Below are 21,088 nucleotides of genomic sequence, written 5' to 3' on the forward strand. Positions count from 1 at the left end.
AGTGACACAACCGCAGTGGCGCAGAAATCACGCCTGGACAGATGATCTGACATTCTTCCTCCCCTTTGGACGGCATGCTTGTGCCGGCACGATCGGCCGCCACTTGCCGGTTTTGGGGCAGTCTAGCACTTTAGATGGCACTGCGTGACTAGACCTTCGGAAATGACGCCTCGATCAGATGTTGGAAGGAGGGGGCGGGGGCCCAATGGCGAACTACCCCCCAATCAGCCCGGGAAAAGCCGGTGTCGCGCTTGAAGGTAATGACGCGACAGGGGTAAATGCATGCCGTAAACTCGGAGATTCGAGCGCTCGCAAAGACACCTCATTGCCGCCGCGTGACGGTGCCGGTGTATCGCTTCTGTGATGGCGCGAGCTGGCGCTCAGCCAGGAATTCCGAGGGGCTGCTTGCCGCAAGTGTCCGGCTTGGATCGGGATGGAAGCGCATATGAAGTTCCTGAGCTACGCCTACCGGTTCGCTTCCAACTTCGTTTTCCTGGCGTTGGTCTATTACAGCCTCAACTCCATGGATAAGTACAACCAGCGCGCCATCGTCGCGATTATGGTGCTGGTGTATTGCGCGATGCGGGCCGCCTCCGCGCTACGCTCATTCTATTTCTTTCAACGCATCGAGCGGCTGGAGACCGAGGCGCGCCGTCTTCAGGTGGCGGCCGGAGAGGGGCAAACCGCAAACTCCCAGCGCAGGCTCATCGTCACCGAGGTTTCCGGCCTGCGCCATGCCGGTGAAATGAAATCCTATATCGACCTGCTTTTTCTCGCCCTCATCGTTCTGCTCTGCGTGTCGAAGCTCGTATCTGACTGATCAACCAGCAATCAGACGCTTCTCTTCCTGACCTGAACCATCCGCTTGACTGGTGTGCGATGGGCCGTCGGCGCGCCCGGCGTTTTCGGCTTCGGAGCATTGGCTGTGCCGCGGGGCGGATGGCCGGCATGAGCAACGCGCAGGCGGCGGAACTCCCGCCGTGAAAGACGCTTGGGGGTGCCTGCGGGCGCAGCCGACGCGCTCCTGTGTGTGCGACGTGACAACGCAGCGCCATGCAGGGCAACGTCGAGACCGCCTTCGATCTCGAATACGCCTTGCGCAGGCGTCGCGAGCGAAACGGTCGCATTCTCTGCCGCGAGCTGCGGCGGTTCGGGCCATGTCTGGCTCAACAATGATGCCTCGTGCACCGGTGACCACGCCGTTGCATCGAAGTCGGATCGCGCGGGGGCGGGAAGGCTGTCCAGTCTGGCGTAGACGAACTTCGGAACCTGCGGCCATTGGACGATCGCGTCCGGCGAAGGGTGCATCAACCATTGCTGCGGTTCGGTCGGGGTTGCCGGCCGATCTTCGGTCGCCGGCACGACATGGACGATGTGATAGCCGCGCGCTTTCAGCGCTTCGAGAATCCGCGGCAGGGCCGCAACCGTACGCGCCTGGATGTCGTGAAGCAACAGAATGCCTTTGCCCTTGGCCTCTAGCCGACTGATCGCGAGATCGTAGACGCGCTGCGACGAGATGTGACGCCAGTCGTCAGCCAGAAAATCGGCACTCCAGATCTGGATTCCGTGTTCGGCTGCATATTGCTCGACATTGTCGGCCCGCAATAGGCCTGGAATTCGGAAGAATGGCGCTAAGGCATCGGCATGGTCGCCGAGCGCAGCTGTCACCGATGCGATTCCGTCCTCGATTTCCTCCCTGGCGCGCTCGGTGGGCATATGATTCATCGTCAAGGGATGGTCTTGCGTATGCGTGCCGATGGTTTGGCCCTCGGCGAGCAGTCTGCGCACGCCTTCAGGAGAGTAGCGGGCCATCTTGCCGATGGTGAAGAAAGTGGCCTTCACGCATTCGGCGGCGAGGATGTCTAGAATCTTGTTGCTGTTGCGCGGCAGCGGGCCGTCGTCGAACGTGAGAACCACCTCATGATCGGCGAGCGGCAGCGTCTCCGGATATTGCATTGTGCCGATGCGCGGATGTTCCCGCGGATCAACAACCAGCGTGCGTGATGTTCCAAGCGCGTTCGGATGGCCCGGGCAGTCCTCGGCGGCGGCAGGCCGAGCGGCAATGCTGACAAGGAGGGCGAGAGCGGCCATGGTAGTCCGCCGCCGCGATACGCCAAGGCCACGCCACGCGCCGTCCATGAAAAAACTTCCGTCACCCATGCTCAAACCGCTGCCATCTTGTTATTTTGAAATGTGAATGCGGCCTGAATTGTCAAACGTCCAGAGCTGTTTTCGCCACCTTGGTGGCGGGCGGCGCCAGCAGTTTCGGCCGGGACGACGTGATAGCCGTGGCTACAAAGATACCGAAATCGGGCTGCCATCATGGCAGCCCCTCGGGAGCTCGGCCTCGTGGGACGGGATGATTCCCTTGCCTGCGGCGTCAACCGGCCGGTGATCAGGTCCAATTCATGATTTTGCATCATTTATTCCAGTCGCGCGCTCATAGGTCAGTGCCAAACACGATAATTCGGCGGGATCGCAGTCGATCCAACGTCGCCGGCGTCTTTCAAAGCCCGGAAAAGCGAAGGAAAGCCTGATTCGCATCAGGTTAGCGTGGCGTGCCGAAAGCATTGTGCCTGGGCCGTTGCGGGCGAAGCGAAGCCGATAACGGGCACATGAGGACGAGGCAAATCCGTGGGCGTCGGGCAGCGCGCCTATCCGCATCTTGAGAAGGTCGGCAAAAGTATCGTTAATCAAGCCTTAACGCGGATCGCGCACACTTTAGCTGCTTCAGGGCCCTTCCTCCGCTTTCGGGCCCGCTGTGCAGGTCAGATGAGGCGAGAATGCAGCGCCTTAGGCTAAAGGCAGACGGTCGAATCGTCGAATTGCGGGATGGGCAGGAGTTTCCGCTCTCGCCCGTCATGACTGCTTCGTCGCCCGCAAACGTCGCCGCCCCAATTGAAATCGGGACAGTGCCGGCCGTGCGCGATCTGCGCCGCCGAGCCCGCCTGACACAGATGGAATTTGCAAGCCGCCTTGGCGTTCCAGTGGAAACAATCCGAAACTGGGAGCAAGGTAAGCGTGTGCCGCGGGGGCCCGCACGGGCGCTGCTCGCGGTCATTGCCCACGCGCCGGAGACCGTGTTTTTGGCGCTCGCCAAACCCTGATCGAAGTCTAATCTGGACTAAAACTCGCCGATCGTTTTCAGCTTCCCATTGCCCGCCAGGCTTTGGAGGCAAATTGCCTTCGCCAGGAGACGATGACCACTGCGGCCGTCGTCACGAATAGCACCCAGGGGCTGACGAACCAGCCGAGATAGCCGAGCGCGAAAAAGAACGCCCGCTGTCCGCGGTTGAAGTGCCGTCCCGCCGACTCGAACACGCGAGTTGTCCTGACGACATGTGCTTCGGCTTGCGGGGTGTCACGCTCGGAGACCGGCGGCATCGAGCCGAGCAGGATGGCAACGTAGTTGAACAGGCGGTAGGCCCAGGCGAATTTGAAAAAGGCGTAGACGAAAATCAGGATTAGTCCGACGCACTTGATTTCCCAAAGCGCCGGCGAAGGACTGATGTCAATCGGAAGCGCCCTCAGCACGTCGAGTGCTTCGTTGGTCGAGCGCAGCAGGGCCAGCGCGCCGCCGACGGCGAGCAGGCTGGTGGAGGCAAAAAAGGCGGTACCGTTCTGCAGGGAGGCCATAATCTGCATGTCGAGCATGCGGGCTTCACGATCGAGCATGCGGCGGATCCAAACTTCACGATAGACATGCATGCGGGCCGACAGGCTGTTGCGCCCATAGGCGCTGTGCTCCAGCGTGACGGCGTACGCCGCCCATTCCAGAATAAAAAAGCCGACGGCGAGGGTGTCGACCAGATAAGCGCGCATGCGTGCCCCTTTGAACGCGCCAAGGATGCTGCCATGCCGGCGGCCCGATTCCAAGATTTCGCACTGTTCGCAGTTGCCACTTTTCGCGAATGTTGGAATTTGGGGACCGCCGGTAAATATCAGTATCAAGCGGAGTTTGGTTTTGAAGTTCGCTTTCGCGGGTTTGCGGCCAAGTCGGTTGCGAGTACCTTGAACGCATGCCCGCCGGGATGTCACATTGCAGTCATGGGAGTTGAAGCGACATGACCTTAAAACTCGTGATCGGTAACAAGAATTATTCGTCCTGGTCGATGCGGCCGTGGCTTGCTTTGCGCGCCACCAACATCCCGTTCGAAGAGGTTTTCATCTCTCTCTACACGGGTGCGGCCGACAAGCAGCGGATTCTGGATTTTTCCCGTGCTGGCAAAGTACCGGTCTTGGTCGATGGCGAGGTCACCGTCTGGGATTCGCTCGCGATCATCGAATATGTCGCCGAGCGTTTTCCGGAAAAGCGGCTGTGGCCCGAGCACCCCGCGCACCGCGCACATGCGCGTTCGGTTTCAGCGGAGATGCATTCCGGCTTTGCTGCGCTCCGCAACGAATGCGGCATGAACCTCCATCGGCCGATACGCGGCGTCCGACTATCGGCTGATGCTTGTGCCAACATTGCGCGGGTTCAGGAGATCTGGGCCGAGTGCCGCGGACGGTACGGGCAATCCGGCCCTTTTCTGTTCGGTGCCTTCAGTGCGGCGGACGCCATGTTCGCGCCCGTCGTCCATCGCTTTCGCACCTATGACATTGAAGTGACGAAACAGACGCGAGAGTACATGGAAACGATGATGACCCTTCCGGCTTTTGCGGAATGGACCAAGGCAGGTCTTGCCGAGACAATCGTCATCGAGAAGTTCGAGACCCTCTGATCCGATACAAAGGCGAGCCCAGCCGGCCGGCTTTGGTTCCGAGGGCTTTTCCACTTTTTCCTTTGGAACCCTCGACGTTCACTTCTGCACACTTTCCGTGAAACCGATTGCGCTCCCAAGAGTTAATGCCCCGTCATTGGTCGGGGGTGCATGATGGTCGGGAGAGGGTATTTGTCGCGTCAGGCGATGGCACTCCTGAGTTTCGCCCGGGCAACAGGGAACCCCAATTTGGCGGCGCTGCTCGTGGAAAAGGCTGCGAGGCTCAAATCGCAGGCCGATGAGATCACACCATCCGGTGACGTCAGTCCAAAGGCCCCTGATGTTGAGTTAGACACAGAGCCGGTTCCTTCTTCCCGCACAAGCTGACGCGCGATCGCCGCTGTGCCGGTTTGATGGATTCTTGACCCGGTTTGATGGATTCTTGACCCGGCGGTAGCCTAAAATGGATTCACCGGTGCTTGACCGGAACCCGCGTAGGGGCTGAACTCGCTCGACGAGCATCGCAACCAAGCCAAAAGGGGTTCGACAACCATGGGCATTCTCGATTCCTTGGAAAATTCACCCGCCTTCAAGGGGGCGCTCGGCCAGCTCGAGGCCGCGGTGCTGCCTGCCGTGCTGAACGAAGTGCTGGGCAGCGGCGGACAGGGTGGGCTCAATGCCATCGTCGCCAAACTGCAGCAGGCAGGTCTGGGTGACGAGGTGAGGTCTTGGCTCGGCAACGGACAGAACCTGCCGATCACGGCGGAGCAATTGCAGCAGGTGCTTGGCAGCGACACGGTCCGCCAGCTGGCTGCCCGGTACAACATTCCGGTCGACCAGATATCCCAAATCCTGGCGCAGCAGTTGCCGAAGGCCGTAGACCAGGCAAGCCCGGATGGGAAACTTTCGCCCACGGCCTGACACTGAATGTTGTTTTTTTTGGCCCCCCGCTACAACGCCCGGCGGTAATATTTTCTTGCCTGAACTTGTGGTTTCGGTCGCTCGCCTGTGGCCGATCGAACCGGCCATCCGGAAGGCCAAAGGATCGCTTTGCCGACGGTTTATCTAGCTGAAAAACTTGCAAAATTGTCGTGTTTGCCATGTGCGGATCGCGCTGGCCAAAAAGTTTCACCGCGTGCTATACAGCCACGGTTTGTTTCAGTCGGCGACACAAGTGGGACCTTGCGTGAGCGCCGAGGGTTTGCGTGATGGAGATGGGCGTTGAAGCATAAATATAAGGTTGGAGAGACCGTCTATTTTACCGCCAGCAACGTTGCACGTCCGGCCGCAAGCGGAATGTATGAAGTGATCCGCCTGCTTCCGACCGATGGAGACGATTGCCAATACCGGATCAAAAGCTCTACCGAAGCTTTCGAACGCGTGGCCAAGGAGAGTCAGCTCGCTCTTTCTTGACGTGATGCCGGGTGTGATGAAGCAGGTAGCGTTTCGTTCGCCGTCAAAAGGCCGGGTTCGCAGAAAATAGGTTTACCGGCCAAACCGGTGCCGCGGTTTGGAGGCCAGCTTCGGGATAGTATAATGCCCGAAGCCGGCGACGCCGTCTGTATTGCTGATGTCATTGGGTTTGCTGGATTTGAATACCGGTTCGCCTCGCCGCGTTAAGGAACGTCGAGCATGAATTGGGCTTGGGCCAACACGCTCGATCAGATGTGGCGCTCGCCAACATTTCCGATGTGGCTGACAGTAGCTGCCGCGGCATTTTTTGCCGTTATCTTGCTGGTCACGCTGCTGCGAGCCGAGAAGTCGGTGGCGAACGGCGCGCTCACGGTCATCACGCTGCTCGCGGTCGGAGTTGCCCTTGCAGCAACCGCCCGCGGCTTTGGGTCCGGGGCAGGCGGTGGGATCGAGGTCAGCCGCGTTTCTCCCGAGTCAACCTTGAGCCTGCCGGCGCTTGCTTGTGTCGATGATCTTGCCGGCGAGACGGTTCTGACGGCTTGCGAAAAGGTGGTGTTCGGCTCGCCGGAATCCACGGCGGCGGCTCTCTCTTATGCGTCGCGTCAGATCACCCGTCTCATGAGCTTTGGCGATGTCGCGACGGCCAATAACAACATGACGCCGGAGATCGAGGCGCTACGCCGTGCCGTTGAGCACGACCGGTATGGGCTGATGGCCCAGGTGTTGGTCGCACGTGACCATTGCACGCCGTCTGACTGCGCCGTGTTCAAATCGCTGACCGACCGGAGTCGGATCGCCTCGAATATCGAAGAGCAGACCTATGACGGCTTGGTCGGCCGTTATTCGAACATCTGGAACGCGCCACCGGCGGTGGCTACCAATCCGCCGGTCGCAGCTCTAATCCCGGGCGTACCGACCGGCCGACCGACCAATGCCGAATTTCCGAGCGCCGCTTCGACGCCGGCCGTGAGCATCATGACGCCGGAGCCCGCAACGACGTCGCACGCACCCGCGCCGCCGGCTGCAACGCCCATGCCGTCGCCACGCCCGACAGCGTCTACCAGAAGGCAGGCGACGTCGAGACCGGCTCCCCATACGCCAACTCCGGCGACGTCTCTGGCGCCCACCGCGCTGACGCCGGCGGCTTCGCCCAATTGATCTCGGCGCAACTTTGGGCGATATCGGGCGCATGCCGCTTCATCTGATCAAGCTTTGCGTCGGCTGCGACTCCGTGAAAGACCTGAAGCAGTGGGTTGCCGAACGCGTCGAGACCGCCAGGAAGAGACAGAAGCCGCCCCACCACGTTCACGTCACGCGGATGACGCCCAAGCGTATCGAAGAGATCCTCGCCGGGGGCTCTCTCTACTGGGTCATCCGTGGAGAAATCGCGGCGCGAGAAAAACTGATTGCCATCGAGCCGTTCCGCGACAAGGACGGTATCGGCCGCTGCCGGTTGGTGATGCAGCCAAAAGTCATTTCGGTTTCACCTCGTCCCATGCGCCCGTTCCAGGGGTGGCGGTACTTCAACGCAGACGCCGCGCCACCTGATCTCACGAGGTCGGCGGCATCGGGCGTTGCAGCGATGCCCGAGCCCATGCGCCGAGAGTTGCGCGATCTCGGGCTGCTCTAGCCGGCGCAGCTTCACACAGCCATATTGTCAATCAGCCGGGTTGTTCCGATCTTGGCCGCGACCAGGATACGCAGCGGACCATCCTTGATTGAGGTCACGCCTTGAAGCGTTTCGGCATGTCTCACTTCGAAATAATCAACGGCAAAACCGGCACGCGTAATGGTCTTGATGGCGCTGGACTGCGCGGCCTGGAGATCCTCCCCGGCGCGCAGCCGCAGCGCAGTTTGTTTCATGGTCTGGAACAGGACCGGCGCGGCGCGACGTTGCTCCGGTGATAGGTAGACGTTGCGCGATGACATCGCGACGCCGTCGCGGTCGCGTACGGTTCTGGAACCGATGACCTTGACGCCGAGGTCGAGGTCGGCAGCCATCCGCGTCACCACCCGCAACTGCTGAAAATCCTTTTCGCCGAAAATGGCAATGTCGGGTCGGCATTGAGCGAACAACTTGCCTACGACCGTCGCGACGCCGCCAAAGAAATGCGGCCGAAAGCGATCCTCAAGGCCGACCGTTGCCGGACCATCCGTGACAATACGGCTCGCAAATCCATCCGGGTACATGACCTTGACGTCCGGATTCCATATCAGGTCGACGCCTTCGGCCGCCAGTATGGCGAGATCTGCCTTCCAGGTCCGCGGATAGGATCCGAAATCCTCGGTCGGCGCGAACTGGGTGGGGTTTACGAAGATCGACACCACGACTTTACGGGCGCGCCGCTTCGCCAGACGAACCAGCGACACATGGCCGTCATGGAGTGCTCCCATGGTCGGCACCAGCGCAATCGAGGCTTTTCTCGCACGAAGACCGTCCAGCGCGCGGTGCAGCGCAGGGATTGTGCGGGCGATCATCGGGCGTGAAGGCATCGGTCTCAATCTTTTTGGAAGGGATCGAAAATTCGTGGCGCGGCGGGTCGGCAATATCTGCTTCTAGCAAGCTCTGCGGCCCATCGCCAAGCGCGACGAGACCCAGGCCCTCGGCGGCAGCGATAGTCACCTAGCAAGAAAAATCCTCGCATCGCAGCCGCGTGCGACTCATCTTAAGATTGGCGATACTTTGATTTGCGATGAGGTTTGCGCATTTCACTTGACCGCGATTGAGCGTGACTTGAAGATACTGAAAGGGGGTCGAAGGCATGCTGCTGCAGACTAGTCAGGGTCAGTCCGGCTCAGCTCACGTCGTCGTGCTGGGTAACGAAAAAGGCGGCTCGGGCAAGTCCACCACGGCCCTCCACATCGCCGTTGCGTTGCTGAAAGCCGGGCAGCGAGTCGCCTCCATCGACCTCGACTGCCGCCAGCAAAGCTTCACCCGTTACATCAACAATCGCCGCGCCTGGGCTGCCAGAACCGGCATCAACCTCGAGATTCCGGCGCATCGCTGCATCAAGCTGGGCGAGACGATGCAGATCGCCGAAAACGAGATAACCGAATTCGAACAATTCGAGGAATCGGTGAGAGCGGTCGAACACAGTTTCGATTTCATCGTGATCGATACGCCGGGTTCCGACAGTTACCTCATGAGGCTGGCGCATTCGATGGCCGATACGCTGGTCACGCCGATCAACGACAGCTTTCTTGATTTCGACGTTCTGGGAACGGTGGATCCGGAGACCTACTCGGTCACCGGCGAAAGCCACTATGCCGAGATGGTGCGCGAGACGCGGCGCAGGCGCCGACAGGTCGACGGAGTCAGCACTGACTGGGTCGTCGTCCGCAACCGGCTATCGATGTTGGGATCGCGCAACAAAACACTCGTCGCCGACGGATTGAAGCAGTTGTCGCTGCGGCTTGGCTTTCGTTCGGTGGACGGCTTTGCCGAGCGGGTCGTTTATCGCGAGTTTTTCCCGCGTGGCCTCACGGCGCTTGACGATCTCGACGAAGAGACGCTCGGTACGCGTCCGAACCTCGGGCATCTGACGGCGCGCGAGGAAGTCACGAGCCTGTTGCGCCAGCTCAAACTGCCGCTGGACGAGCGCGGTCGCCGACGTGCTGCCAACCGGGCGGAGTGGTTTAGCCAGGTCGACAAGCCCTTGGAGCTTCACGACATCATTATGGGCGCCTGAATCGAGGATTCCGCGAGCAGAGCGGACCCTTGCCGCTCAAATTGCTCGGATTTTCCTCATCCTTCGTTTGCCACAGCCTTTTATTGCTGAGGCTTTGCTCAAGAAGTGAATCGACCTTTGACTTCCGTGGAGCCATTTTGGGGCGCGTCGGGCGGGACATTCTCCGGGATATTTGTTGCCGATTGAATGGTGCGTTGCACAATGATCAGGCGACGAAGGGCCAACATTTGGTCTTTCTGTCACCCCATCGTGAACTATATTGAACTGTATTGAGAGTACGTGCAGCCGTGTGCACGTGGCGCAATTGAGGCGGTCCCGCTGAGGACGAAAATGAAACGGGGAATTGCGGTTCTATTCTCGCTCTCGGTGGTGTTTGCGGTTGCCTATTTCACCGCGAGCAAGTGGGCGATCCGTCATCAGACGCTGATGTTTTATGATGCTTCGCGTGGCGACCGGCCGGTGGCCGTTGACCTCGCGGTCCGCCGTGATCGCGAATTGCAGGCCGATGCCGGGCTGATCAAGTTGCCGGTGGCGATCCTCAACCACGGCAACACCGTCAAGTTCACGGAATACTCGTTTCTGGCAAACCTCTTTGCCGCGCGCGGATATATGGTCGCGAGCATTCAGCACGACCTGGCGACGGATGCGCCACTGGTGACCAAGGCGGGCGAGCTCTATGTGGGGCGTCTGCCGCAATATCACCGGGGTGTCGCTAACATCCGCTTTGCGATCGACCAGCTGAAGAAGTTTCAACCGAACGCCGATTACGACCATCTGACCATGATCGGGCATTCCAACGGCGGCGATATCTCGATGTATTTCGCCAAGCTTTATCCAGACCAGATCAGAAAAGTCGTAACGCTGGATAATCTTCGCGTGCCCTTCCTGACCGACGGGCGGTTCAAGATCATTTCGTTCCGCTCCAAAGATCCGGTCTTCAGACCCGATCCGGGCGTCATCCCAAGCGACGATATCTGCGAGAAGGCGGGAATCACGGTGGTGCGCACCGCGTTCCAGCATAATGACATGCGCGATACTGGTCCCGACGAAGCCAAGGCCGCGATCCAGGGCATGCTGGACAAGATGCTGGACGACGATAGCTCGCTTCGGCCGGTCGACACCACGAGCAAGCCGCCGTCCATGACCGACGCGGGGCCAGTCGCCCCCTATGTGCCGGTCGCGCGCAACTGAGTAGTCTCGGCCTTGGCCCGGGGGTGGCCGTACAGCGGCATTGACCGGCTCGCGGACGGAGCCCACATCGCGCCTGCAGGAGCAGGGATGTCAGGCAAACCCAGCAATTCGACACCCGATAGGGACGTGACGCGCGATCGCGGCGCCAACCCGTTGCCGGAACGGCAGCCGTCGACCGCCGAGGACATTGCCGACTTTGTTGCCAAAGCGAACGCGATCTCGCCCTTTGCACAAGGCAGCAAGGGCCGGCTCATCTTCGCGCTCGACGCCACCATGAGCCGCCAACCGACCTGGGATATGGCCTGTGCGCTGCAGGCCGAAATGTTTCGGGAAGCGGCCTCGCTGGGCAGCCTGGATATTCGTCTGATCTATTATCGCGGCTTCAACGAATGCCGTGCCTCGGGCTGGATTTCCGACAGCGCAACATTGGCAAGGCTGATGGGCAAAATAGATTGCCGCGGCGGCAACACTCAGATCGGCAAGGTGCTGGCGGAGGTGCGGCGCGAGGCAGCCTCGGGCGTGCGGGCGGCGGTGTTTGTCGGCGATGCCATGGAGGAAAATGTCGACGACCTCTGCCGCAGAGCCGGCGAGCTCGGTCTGCTCAAGGTGCCGGTGTTCCTGTTTCAGGAAGGGCACGATGCCGCCGTCGAGCAGGCTTTTCGGGAAATCGCCCGCCTCACGGGAGGCGCGTGGTCGAGGTTCGATCCCGGAGCGTCAGCACAGCTCCGGGAGCTTTTGCGCGCGGCGGCAGCCTATGTCGCGGGCGGACGTGACGCCCTATTAAGGCTTTCTCGAAACGATCGCGGTGCGGCCTATCTGCTCGGCCAGATGAAGTGACGGCGCTGCAGCTGCGGCTTCCGGCGGGACTCGTCGAAGTAGCGCAAGCTTGCCGCGCGCGGCCACTTTCACAATCGAAATCGTGACACCGATGGCCGGTATGTCTTTTTCCCGTCCCGCAACTATATTGCGGCCATGCCCACGCTGATCGCCGGTGCCGTCGCCGTTATCGTTCTCTATTTACTGCTGCAGATGTTTCGCGCAGCCAACCCAGCCGTGCTGGCGCGCGCCGTCAAGGTCGCGGGCGGCATACTTGCGCTTGCAGTTGCGGCTTTCACCGGGCTCAAAGGCGAGCTCGCGGTAGCGGTTCCGCTCGGCATCTTTGGCGCAGGACTATTGGGATGGGCGCCGCTTGGCTACCAGGGTCTCGGTTCGATCGGTGGCCTGTTTGGCATGGGAGGAGGGCAGCGCTCGCGCGGTCAAGCCTCGCGCGTGCGCTCGCGATTTTTGGAGATGACATTAGATCACGACACCGGCGCGCTGACGGGGAAGGTCGTTTCCGGGCGCAATGCCGGGCGCGCGCTGGAGGATTTTGACCTTCCGGCGCTGCTCGGGATGTTCGGCGAGTTGGATTCCGAAAGCTTGCCGTTACTTGAAAGCTATCTGGACCGCCGGTTTCCCGCTTGGCGTCAGAACGCGCAAGGAGATGCTGCAGGTCGGCAGCGCGCAGCGGCGACGAACGGCAAAATGACGGACGAGGAGGCCTATCAAATCCTTGGCCTGAAGCCGGGGGCGGGGCGCGAGGAGATTGGCCGTGCCCACCGCACGCTCATGAAGAAACTGCATCCCGACCAAGGGGGGTCGACGTACCTCGCCGCCCGTGTAAACGAGGCCAAAGAGGTTCTGCTTCGCACGCATCGCAACTAACTCCGGCACGCCGTCAAACGCTGAACGCTTCGAGCCGCCGCCTTCCATCCATCAGACGCCGTTACCGCCCGCCGTTATCCGGCGTGGCTGATATTGCATAAGGTCTAACTGGAAAATCTTGACGAGAAGTTTGCAAATGGAGCGGGCGACTCCCTTGAGCAAAGAGCCGCCCGTTTGCGTAAAGCTTTAGCGGAGTTAGTTGCGAACCGTCATGCAGGAGATGTCGCTACGCTTGAGTGCGCGGCAGACCGCTTCGGCCTGGTCGCGGCCAAGGCCGGCAAAGCGAGCCCGGTACAGGGTTCGATCGCCCTTGGCGACCACCGTCTCGGTGAACGGATCTGCCTTGTTGAGCAGGCCGTGAGCGTGATCACGGGCCGCCTCGATGCGCCGGCGTGCTTCGCTTTCGCTCTCAAGCGCCCCGACCTGAACGATCCATCCGGTATGGACGGCTTCGGGCTTGGCAGGTGAGGTCACCGGCTGCGGGGAGGGTTCCGCGTAGGCCAGCGTCTGCGAGGTGGCAGAGGCTGGAACACTGGAGGCCGGCAGCACGCCCAGAATACCGTTGCCTGTACCGTGGCCCGGCGGCTGCGCTGGCAGGTCGGTCCGTGCGGCGTCAGCCTTTGCGACCACCGCATTCGAGGTTTCTGCGACACCGGCCCGCGGCGAAATCGCGCTGGTCACGGGCGGAGCCGGCTGGGCTGGACCCGCGGAAGCTACTCTGAGTTGACCGGCCTTGATCTGAACCGTCTTCACCCTTACCGGCTTCATGGGTTCAGACGAGCCGGGGATCGCTGCGATCGGCTGGGTCTGAATCACGCCACTGGTCAAGGGTGCAGGCTCGGTTCTGGGCTGTTCCGACCTGGCTTCGGATCTCAACGACGAGGCATCGGCTCTCGCTTGCGACATCAGTGAAGCGACAGCCGCAGACCGCTGAGCCGCGGGCGAGATCGAAGCTGGAGCGTAGGGGGCGGCCGCAGGTGCAGGCGCCGCGGACGGGCTAGCCGAGGTGGAAGCCGCATCCTCGTCGCTCGCAACTTCAACGCTGGGCTCGGACGAATTGTGTTCAGTGATCGCAGCGACCGTGCGGCGGGTCGCGCCCTTATCGAGGTTTTCGGCAAGAAGGTTGCGCATGATGGCATCGCGGGAGCCGGCGCTGTGGCCGCCCATTACCACACCGACCAGGTGGCGGTTGCCTCTGCGAATCGAGGTAACGAGATTGAAGCCCGAAGAACGTGTGTAACCGGTCTTGATTCCGTCAACGCCTTCGACCGAACCCAGGAGATGGTTGTGATTGGCGATGGAATGGCCGCGGAAGTTGAACGATACGGTCGAGAAATAGCGGTAGTAACGCGGGAAGCGATCCTGGATGGCCCGGCCCAGTGTCGCTTGGTCGCGCGCGGTCGTGACCTGCTCATCGTCGGGAAGCCCTGAGGCATTGACGTAGGTGGTATGGCTCATGCCGAGGGCATGGGCCTTGCGGGTCATCAGCTTGGCGAAATCTTCCTCGCTGCCGCCGATCGCTTCCGCGATCACCACAGCGGCATCGTTGGCAGAGCGCGTCACCAGTCCTTTGATGGCGTCCTCGACGCGGATAGTCTGGCCCGGCAGCAACCCAAGCTTGGTCGGGTCCTGCTCGGATGCGTGCTTGGAGACGGGCAATTCAGAGTCAAGCTTGATCTTGCCGGCGTCCAGTCGTTCGAACAGCAGATAAAGCGTCATGATCTTGGTGAGCGAAGCCGGATGACGGCTGGCGTCCGGATTGTTCGACGAAAGCGTCGCGCCGGAATTGGCGTCTACAATGATCTCTGAAAAAGGCGGCCCATAGCTTGCTTCCGACGATTCCGCGCGGTGATGGCGGGCGGCATGGGAGTGCCGGTAATGACGTGCCTCGGCGATATCGGTGGTGAAGGCGACTGCGGCGGTGACCGCGACAAACCCCAAGAAATGAGCCCGCAAGCCGCGCGGGACAACCAAATTGGTCCGAAGCATGAACTTTCCCGTCCTGTTTTCTGTCTTGATCACCGCTTCGTGAGGCCAAATTATGCCCGACGGTCGGTGTCGCTTCCCTGTTCAGATACCAATCGCGAGGATCATTCCACCGCATCGGCTGACAGTCCGCCGTCCTGGCTAAGACGCTGTTCACAAACAGATTTCCGAGCCTCTCCTCGAGCGGACAAACTCAAGGAATCAGGGTAGGGGGGCGGGGTTTCCAAATGATTAAGGAAGCCTTGCCGGAGAGCATGGAAATCGAGGCTTTCTCAGGGCGCTCGCCGTTCTTGCGATGCACAATCGTCCCTTTTGGGCCGGGCTGCGATGGGAGCGCCGGCCAGGTCTCCGTTGGTCAGCCGGGCCTGATGCGGAGACGGCTTCCGAAACACCAAATGGAATCCTATCGCCTCGTCCGATTGGGGCGAACCCCAAGCGATGGCAGGAGCGACGGGCAAGGGCGGCCGTGAAGGGCTGGTTTGAAATGTGCGGAATGGAAACGTCGCGCGATCGTTGGACAGTAAGCTTTGTCAAAGCAGGTCCGATTGACTAAGCTTTGGAAACACCGTTTTGGGAATCGGGTTTGCTGCAAGCCGAGCGATCGCCCGGAGATTGCCAGCCAGGAGACCGCGCATATTTCCGAGCTTGCAGCCGGATGAAGCTGGACCCATATTCTTGTTCGCGCCGCAGGCGGATAAGCCAGGTGCGTCAGGGGCGGACGGTCTGGAGGTGTTTTCCGAAGGTTCGTGTCGCCAGTAGAACCTCGCCCGGTAAGCTTTCGTGAGAGGACTTCAAACACCGCTGCCATGTTAAGCTTGATTACCAGCCCTGATCTGCAACCGTCGTCCTTCGCATCGTTCCCTTCTCGAATGGCCAGCGATGAGAGCCGCTCTGGCGGAACCGGCGGTCCGGCCACATCTGTCATCACCAAAGTCAAGCCGAAAATCAAACGGCCTAATCTTTATCGTGTCCTGATTTTGAACGACGACTACACGCCGATGGAGTTTGTCGTTCATGTGCTGGAGAAATTCTTCCAAAAGGATCTCGATGCCGCGACCAAGATCATGTTGCACGTCCATCATCATGGTATCGGCGAATGCGGTATTTTCACCTACGAAATCGCCGAAACGAAAGTAACGCAGGTGATGGATTTCGCCCGCAAGCACCAGCATCCTCTGCAATGCGTGATGGAAAAGAAGTAACGTTGCGCCCCGGCCATTGTGGGAGTTGACGTATTCCAAGGTTTCGGGCCGGAAAATCGGAGCGGGTCTGCATCATCGGCCCGCAAAAGCACGCGTTAATCGGGCCTTTCACCTCAACTTGTGGGGACGCTCGTGCGAGCCGGTCTTTCGCCACGATCCGAGGCAACTATATAAGATGAAGGTTGTTGTTGCCTGACCGGTCAACGACGATCATGATGGCCGGGGGTCACAGAGGACGCGAATGCCGACTTTTTCCCAAAGCTTAGAACAATCCCTGCATCGTGCGCTGGCGATTGCAAACGAGCGTCATCATCAGTACGCGACGCTCGAACATCTGTTGCTGTCGCTGATCGATGACAGCGATGCTGCCGCCGTGATGCGCGCCTGCAGCGTCGATCTTGACAAGCTGCGCACGAGCCTCGTGAACTATCTCGAGACCGAATTCGAAAATCTGGTGACCGATGGCGCGGATGATGCGAAGCCGACCGCCGGCTTCCAGCGCGTGATCCAGCGGGCCGTGATTCATGTGCAGTCCTCGGGCCGCGAAGAGGTCACCGGCGCCAACGTGCTGATCGCGATCTTCGCCGAGCGCGAAAGCCATGCCGCCTATTTCCTGCAAGAACAGGACATGACGCGCTACGACGCGGTCAACTACATCAGCCACGGCATCGCCAAGCGGCCGGGCGTCTCGGAAGCGCGCCCGGTTCGTGGCGTCGACGAGGAGACCGAGACCAAGGGCAACGAGGATGCCAAGAAGAAGGGCGAGGCACTCGAAACCTATTGCGTCAACCTCAATAAGAAGGCCCGTGACGGGAAGATCGATCCGGTGATCGGGCGTAACGCCGAAATCAACCGCGCGATCCAGGTGCTTTGCCGCCGCCAGAAGAACAATCCGCTGTTCGTCGGCGAAGCCGGCGTCGGCAAGACCGCGATTGCCGAAGGGCTCGCCAAGCGCATCGTCGACAGCGAAGTTCCTGAAGTGCTGTCCGCGGCCACGGTGTTTTCGCTCGACATGGGCACGCTCCTTGCGGGCACGCGCTACCGTGGCGATTTCGAGGAGCGTCTGAAGCAGGTGCTCAAGGAACTCGAGGCGCACCCGAACGCGATCCTGTTTATCGACGAAATTCACACCGTGATCGGCGCAGGGGCCACGTCGGGCGGCGCCATGGATGCGTCCAACCTGCTGAAGCCGGCTTTGGCTTCGGGCACCATCCGTTGCATGGGCTCGACGACCTACAAGGAATACCGTCAGCACTTCGAGAAGGACCGCGCACTGGTACGCCGCTTCCAGAAGATCGACATCAACGAGCCGACGGTGGACGACGCGATTGCGATCCTCAAGGGTCTGAAGCCCTATTTCGAGGATTATCACCGGCTGAAATACACCAATGAGGCCATCGAGGCCGCGGTGGAACTGTCGTCGCGCTACATCCACGACCGCAAGCTGCCGGACAAGGCGATCGACGTGATCGACGAATCGGGCGCGGCGCAGATGCTGGTCTCCGAGAACAAGCGCAAGAAGACGATCGGCATCAAGGAAATCGAGTCGACCATCGCCACGATGGCGCGTATTCCGCCCAAGAGCGTGTCCAAGGATGACGCTGAAGTGCTCAAGCACCTCGAGCAGACCTTGAAACGGGTAGTGTTCGGCCAGGACAAGGCAATCGAATCCCTTTCGGCCTCCATCAAGCTCGCGCGTGCGGGCCTTCGCGAACCGGAAAAGCCTATCGGTTGCTATCTGTTCTCCGGTCCGACCGGCGTCGGCAAGACGGAAGTTGCCAAGCAGCTGGCGGCGACGCTAGGCGTCGAACTCCTGCGCTTCGATATGTCCGAATACATGGAGCGGCACACGGTCTCGCGCCTGATCGGCGCTCCTCCGGGTTATGTCGGGTTCGACCAGGGCGGTCTGCTTACCGATGGCGTGGACCAGCATCCGCATTGCGTGGTGCTGCTCGACGAAATCGAGAAGGCGCATCCCGATCTCTACAACGTGCTGCTCCAGATCATGGACCACGGCCGACTCACCGATCATAACGGCAAGCAGGTCAACTTCCGCAACGTGATCCTGATCATGACCACCAACGCGGGCGCAGCCGATCTGGCGCGCCAGGCCTTCGGCTTCACGCGCTCCAAGCGGGAAGGCGACGACCACGAGGCGATCAACCGGCAATTCGCGCCGGAGTTTCGCAACCGTCTTGATGCCATCATCTCATTCGCGCATCTCAATGCGGATGTGATCGGCATGGTGGTGGAGAAGTTCGTGCTTCAGCTCGAGGCGCAACTCGCCGACCGCGATGTCACGATCGAACTGTCCGAGCCTGCCAAGGCCTGGCTGATTCAGCACGGCTACGATGAGCAGATGGGCGCGCGGCCGATGGCCCGCGTGATTCAGGAGCACATCAAGAAGCCGCTGGCAGACGAGGTTCTGTTCGGCAAGCTCAAGGGAGGCGGTCACGTCCGCGTCGTGCTGCTCAAGGACGAGGCGACTGCGCAGGACAAGATCGGATTCGAGTTCGTGGAGGGTCCGGTCACGCCGAAGCCGGAGAAATTGCCCGGCGCACGCAAGCGTACCGTGCCGCGCAAGCCGAAGCCGAATGGCCCCGGCGGAAGCGGCCCCGGCGGGTCGAAGGGCCCGGCTTCCCGAGGCCCGCTGGTGAAAGCCTGAGGTTCGCCATAGAGCGGTGAGACACGGCCGGCGGTCGAGAGACCGTCGGCCTTTTTATTGGAAGAGGCTCGCAGAAGTGGTGCGCCGGGGGCAGGTATGATCATCGAAAATCAGGACATGGTGACCGAGGCCGTCCAGGAGGCCTTCTCGCGCGTCGAGGATCTGCGTTTGCGCGAAATCCTGCTGGCGCTGGTGCGGCATCTCCACGGATTTGTCCGTGAGGTACGTCTGACCGAGCGCGAGTTTGGCGATGCGGTCCGACTGATTGCGGCGATGGGCCAGAAGACGACGGCCGCGCATAATGAGGTGATGCTGATGGCGGGCTCGCTCGGCATCTCGTCCCTCGTCTGTCTGCTCAATAACGGTAACCAGGGACAGAGCGAAACCCAAGCCAACATGCTCGGGCCGTTCTGGCGCGACGATCAGCCGGTTGCGGCGAGCGGCTCTTCGCTCGTGCGCTCGCCAACACCGGGCGATGCCCTGCTTGTCTCGGTTTTGCTCGAAGATGCGCTTGGAAATCCGGTAGCAGGCGCCGAGGTCGATGTCTGGCATTCCTCGCCGGAGGGGCTTTATGAGAACCAGGACGCCAAACAAGCCGAGATGAATTTGCGTGGGCGGTTCGTTTCCGACGAGAGGGGACGATTCACATTCAGGAGCGTCAAGCCCGCCGGCTATCCAATTCCGATCGATGGTCCGGTCGGCGATCTTGTGCGTGCCACGCGCCGCCATCACTTTCGCCCCGCCCATCTGCACTTCATGGCCTTCAAACCCGGCTTCAAGACCCTGATCTCGCAGGTCTACTGGCCGGACGATCCGAATATTGAATCGGATGTCCAGTTCGGCGTTACGCGGGCGCTGATCGGCAACTACGTTCGCCACGACGAAGCCTCCGACGAGTGGGGCTTCGCGGCGCCCTGGTATTCGCTGGATCAGCGTTTTGTCCTGGAAGCGGGCGAAGCCCGGCGGCCGCTCGCGCCGATCAGCGGCAAGGTTCAGGGGATATCAAAGGCAGCGCGGGTCTGAAAGGCCTCAGCCTTCGCCGATCAATTCCTTGATGCGCCGTTGCAATTGGCGCTTCTTCTTCTCGCTCTTGCGCAGGCGTTCGGCGAGATCGGAGCCGGGCAGTTCGTACGAATGCTCGGTGTTGAACGCCACGCCGACGAAATTGTCGCGCAGCCAGATGACCCGCGCCATGAACGAGCGTCCCTTGCGCGCGATCGTGAGTCTGAGCGAGTCTTTGGGGAGGCGTACCGGATTGCCGAATTCGAGGTGGGCGCCGTTTTCCGAGATATTGCGGACCACGCAATCCCGGGACACGCCGCTTTCGGCAATTTCGGCCGTCCCGCCGTAAATCACCTTGTCGCGTGGGGTCTGGCGTCGTTCAAGCATCGAAAAGCTCCTAAAAAACAGGCGGACTTTTACGCGGCTTTGGCGGTAGAGGAAGGCTGCCGCGGCCAAAATGCCGCGTTAACGTAAATTAATGCTGCGAAGATTGGGCGGCAAAGTGGGCCAAGGCGGGATTTTCAAGCTGCCGTGCCGCGCACGGTGCGCGCGACTTCCTTCTGGGCGTCGAATTCGCGGCGTCGCAGGGCGAGTTCGTCGGCGCTCAACGCCGCGACATTGTTGTAGTCGCGCTTCCAGGAAGCATCCGCACTCCACCGCAGCGGCGACTGCACGGTCGTCTGGGCTGACGGCGCTGTTTCCAGCAAGCGCAGCGCCAGTTCAAGCGTGAATGCCTGCGAGGCCGCATCGTGCGGCTTTCCGGCAGAATTCCCAAGTGGAAAATCGGAGAACAGGAAGCGAGGTACCGCCGCGTGCTCGACAATGTCCTTGGCGCATCCCATCACAACCGTAGGGATGCCATTCTCTTCGAGATGCCGGGCGACAAGGCTGACGGTCTGGTGGCAGACCGGGCAATTCGGCACCAGCACCGCTGCGTCGACGCGATCGGCCTGACAGCGGGCGAGAATTTCCGGCGCGTCGGTCTCGATCGTCACACGGTGGCTGCGGTTGGTCGGCGCGCCGAAGAAGCGCGGTGCCACTTCGCCGATCCGCTTTTCGGAGGCCAAGCGTAGCAGCTGCGGCAGCGGGAACCAGGTGCCGCTGTCCTCGGCCGAGGTGTGCACGCGGTCGTAGGCGATGTGCGAAATCCGCAAATCATGCTTCTTGGAAGTATCGCCGTCATAGACAGAATAAAATTTGGCTCCGCCATTATATTTGGCGCCGGGACCCTGGTCGCCTTTCGCAGGATCGAACGGAGCAGCGGTCGTGATGATGGTGATGCGCGATTGCGCAAGCGCTTTGCGCAGGGGCTGGAACGGCGCGCTCACATAGTGAGCCCAGCGATAGGGCGTGGTGTAGCCGATCGCGGCGTAGTATTCGCGTGTGCGCGCCATGTAGGGGATCGGCGCGTCGTCGTCGGGCGCGAAGCTGGCGCGGTTGTCCAAAGGACTCGTCATTGGGGATCGCTCTCATCAAGCAGCCATCTTGGAACGATAGCTAAACGGCGGGCGTAAGGTGTCAAGACGCTTTACTTCC

Annotated in this window: 20 protein-coding genes; 14 read left to right on the forward strand and 6 right to left on the reverse strand. The window is 60.8% G+C overall.

Annotation, left to right across the window (positions count from 1 at the left end; all coding sequences use genetic code 11):
* Nucleotides 1-445 precede the first annotated feature (445 nt).
* Nucleotides 446-820 carry a hypothetical protein gene (locus NEZ08_RS20830; RefSeq protein WP_298111153.1) on the forward strand — a complete coding sequence of 125 codons (375 nt, stop codon included), beginning with the start codon at nucleotides 446-448 and terminating at the stop codon, nucleotides 818-820.
* Between the two features lie 11 nt (nucleotides 821-831).
* Here NEZ08_RS20830 and NEZ08_RS20835 read toward each other — a convergent pair whose 3' ends face one another.
* Nucleotides 832-2,091, reverse strand: a complete 1,260-nt coding sequence (locus NEZ08_RS20835; protein WP_298111155.1) for a polysaccharide deacetylase family protein — start codon at nucleotides 2,089-2,091, stop codon at nucleotides 832-834.
* 692 nt (nucleotides 2,092-2,783) lie between these two features.
* On the opposite strand from NEZ08_RS20835, the gene NEZ08_RS20840 reads away from it, so the two are divergent.
* Entirely contained in the window at nucleotides 2,784-3,107 is a 324-nt protein-coding gene (locus NEZ08_RS20840; protein ID WP_298111157.1) for a helix-turn-helix domain-containing protein, read from the forward strand.
* 37 nt (nucleotides 3,108-3,144) lie between these two features.
* Here the strand turns inward: NEZ08_RS20840 and NEZ08_RS20845 are convergent, their stop codons facing one another.
* Nucleotides 3,145-3,822, reverse strand: a complete 678-nt coding sequence (locus NEZ08_RS20845) for a DUF599 domain-containing protein (protein ID WP_298111242.1) — start codon at nucleotides 3,820-3,822, stop codon at nucleotides 3,145-3,147.
* 242 nt (nucleotides 3,823-4,064) lie between these two features.
* Here NEZ08_RS20845 and NEZ08_RS20850 point away from each other — a divergent pair, with 242 nt between their 5' ends.
* From NEZ08_RS20850 to NEZ08_RS20870, 5 genes are all read left to right on the forward strand, one after another.
* Nucleotides 4,065-4,721, forward strand: coding sequence for a glutathione S-transferase family protein (locus tag NEZ08_RS20850; protein WP_298111159.1), 657 nt, complete (start codon nucleotides 4,065-4,067; stop codon nucleotides 4,719-4,721).
* A 480-nt stretch (nucleotides 4,722-5,201) separates the two neighbouring features.
* Nucleotides 5,202-5,621 (forward strand): YidB family protein, encoded by a 420-nt coding sequence (locus NEZ08_RS20855; RefSeq protein WP_367278443.1) that lies wholly within the window; start codon nucleotides 5,202-5,204, stop codon nucleotides 5,619-5,621.
* A gap of 300 nt (nucleotides 5,622-5,921) precedes the next feature.
* Nucleotides 5,922-6,113, forward strand: a complete 192-nt coding sequence (locus NEZ08_RS20860) for a hypothetical protein (protein ID WP_298111163.1) — start codon at nucleotides 5,922-5,924, stop codon at nucleotides 6,111-6,113.
* Between the two features lie 219 nt (nucleotides 6,114-6,332).
* Complete coding sequence (locus NEZ08_RS20865) at nucleotides 6,333-7,271, forward strand: hypothetical protein (protein ID WP_298111166.1); 939 nt, start codon at nucleotides 6,333-6,335, stop codon at nucleotides 7,269-7,271.
* A 31-nt stretch (nucleotides 7,272-7,302) separates the two neighbouring features.
* Complete coding sequence (locus tag NEZ08_RS20870; RefSeq protein ID WP_298111168.1) at nucleotides 7,303-7,743, forward strand: DUF1489 domain-containing protein; 441 nt, start codon at nucleotides 7,303-7,305, stop codon at nucleotides 7,741-7,743.
* Nucleotides 7,744-7,754: 11 nt separating this feature from the next.
* Here NEZ08_RS20870 and panC read toward each other — a convergent pair whose 3' ends face one another.
* Nucleotides 7,755-8,606: a pantoate--beta-alanine ligase gene (panC, locus tag NEZ08_RS20875; RefSeq protein WP_298111169.1), complete on the reverse strand. Its 852-nt coding sequence runs from the start codon at nucleotides 8,604-8,606 to the stop codon at nucleotides 7,755-7,757.
* A 269-nt stretch (nucleotides 8,607-8,875) separates the two neighbouring features.
* Here panC and NEZ08_RS20880 point away from each other — a divergent pair, with 269 nt between their 5' ends.
* The 4 genes from NEZ08_RS20880 to NEZ08_RS20895 all read left to right on the forward strand — a co-directional run bounded on the left by NEZ08_RS20880 (nucleotide 8,876) and on the right by NEZ08_RS20895 (nucleotide 12,697).
* Nucleotides 8,876-9,802 (forward strand): division plane positioning ATPase MipZ, encoded by a 927-nt coding sequence (locus NEZ08_RS20880; RefSeq protein ID WP_298111170.1) that lies wholly within the window; start codon nucleotides 8,876-8,878, stop codon nucleotides 9,800-9,802.
* A gap of 330 nt (nucleotides 9,803-10,132) precedes the next feature.
* Complete coding sequence (locus tag NEZ08_RS20885; RefSeq protein WP_298111172.1) at nucleotides 10,133-10,993, forward strand: alpha/beta fold hydrolase; 861 nt, start codon at nucleotides 10,133-10,135, stop codon at nucleotides 10,991-10,993.
* An 87-nt stretch (nucleotides 10,994-11,080) separates the two neighbouring features.
* Nucleotides 11,081-11,830: a VWA domain-containing protein gene (locus tag NEZ08_RS20890; RefSeq protein ID WP_298111174.1), complete on the forward strand. Its 750-nt coding sequence runs from the start codon at nucleotides 11,081-11,083 to the stop codon at nucleotides 11,828-11,830.
* A gap of 135 nt (nucleotides 11,831-11,965) precedes the next feature.
* Nucleotides 11,966-12,697: a DnaJ domain-containing protein gene (locus NEZ08_RS20895; RefSeq protein WP_298111177.1), complete on the forward strand. Its 732-nt coding sequence runs from the start codon at nucleotides 11,966-11,968 to the stop codon at nucleotides 12,695-12,697.
* A gap of 195 nt (nucleotides 12,698-12,892) precedes the next feature.
* Here the strand turns inward: NEZ08_RS20895 and NEZ08_RS20900 are convergent, their stop codons facing one another.
* Nucleotides 12,893-14,686 carry a serine hydrolase gene (locus NEZ08_RS20900; RefSeq protein WP_298111180.1) on the reverse strand — a complete coding sequence of 598 codons (1,794 nt, stop codon included), beginning with the start codon at nucleotides 14,684-14,686 and terminating at the stop codon, nucleotides 12,893-12,895.
* A gap of 866 nt (nucleotides 14,687-15,552) precedes the next feature.
* On the opposite strand from NEZ08_RS20900, the gene clpS reads away from it, so the two are divergent.
* From clpS to NEZ08_RS20915, 3 genes are all read left to right on the forward strand, one after another.
* Nucleotides 15,553-15,885: an ATP-dependent Clp protease adapter ClpS gene (clpS, locus tag NEZ08_RS20905; RefSeq protein ID WP_298111245.1), complete on the forward strand. Its 333-nt coding sequence runs from the start codon at nucleotides 15,553-15,555 to the stop codon at nucleotides 15,883-15,885.
* Nucleotides 15,886-16,126: 241 nt separating this feature from the next.
* Nucleotides 16,127-18,550, forward strand: a complete 2,424-nt coding sequence (clpA, locus tag NEZ08_RS20910; RefSeq protein ID WP_298111183.1) for an ATP-dependent Clp protease ATP-binding subunit ClpA — start codon at nucleotides 16,127-16,129, stop codon at nucleotides 18,548-18,550.
* 96 nt (nucleotides 18,551-18,646) lie between these two features.
* Nucleotides 18,647-19,573, forward strand: a complete 927-nt coding sequence (locus NEZ08_RS20915; protein ID WP_298111185.1) for a dioxygenase — start codon at nucleotides 18,647-18,649, stop codon at nucleotides 19,571-19,573.
* Between the two features lie 6 nt (nucleotides 19,574-19,579).
* On the opposite strand, the gene NEZ08_RS20920 is transcribed toward NEZ08_RS20915, so the two are convergent.
* Both NEZ08_RS20920 and NEZ08_RS20925 read right to left on the reverse strand, forming a co-directional pair.
* Nucleotides 19,580-19,939, reverse strand: coding sequence for a PilZ domain-containing protein (locus NEZ08_RS20920; protein WP_298111188.1), 360 nt, complete (start codon nucleotides 19,937-19,939; stop codon nucleotides 19,580-19,582).
* A 134-nt stretch (nucleotides 19,940-20,073) separates the two neighbouring features.
* Nucleotides 20,074-21,009, reverse strand: coding sequence for a glycine reductase (locus NEZ08_RS20925; protein WP_298111190.1), 936 nt, complete (start codon nucleotides 21,007-21,009; stop codon nucleotides 20,074-20,076).
* Between the last annotated feature and the right edge of the window lie 79 nt (nucleotides 21,010-21,088).

The organism is Bradyrhizobium sp. (genome assembly GCF_027451485.1).
Taxonomy (GTDB): domain Bacteria; phylum Pseudomonadota; class Alphaproteobacteria; order Rhizobiales; family Xanthobacteraceae; genus Bradyrhizobium.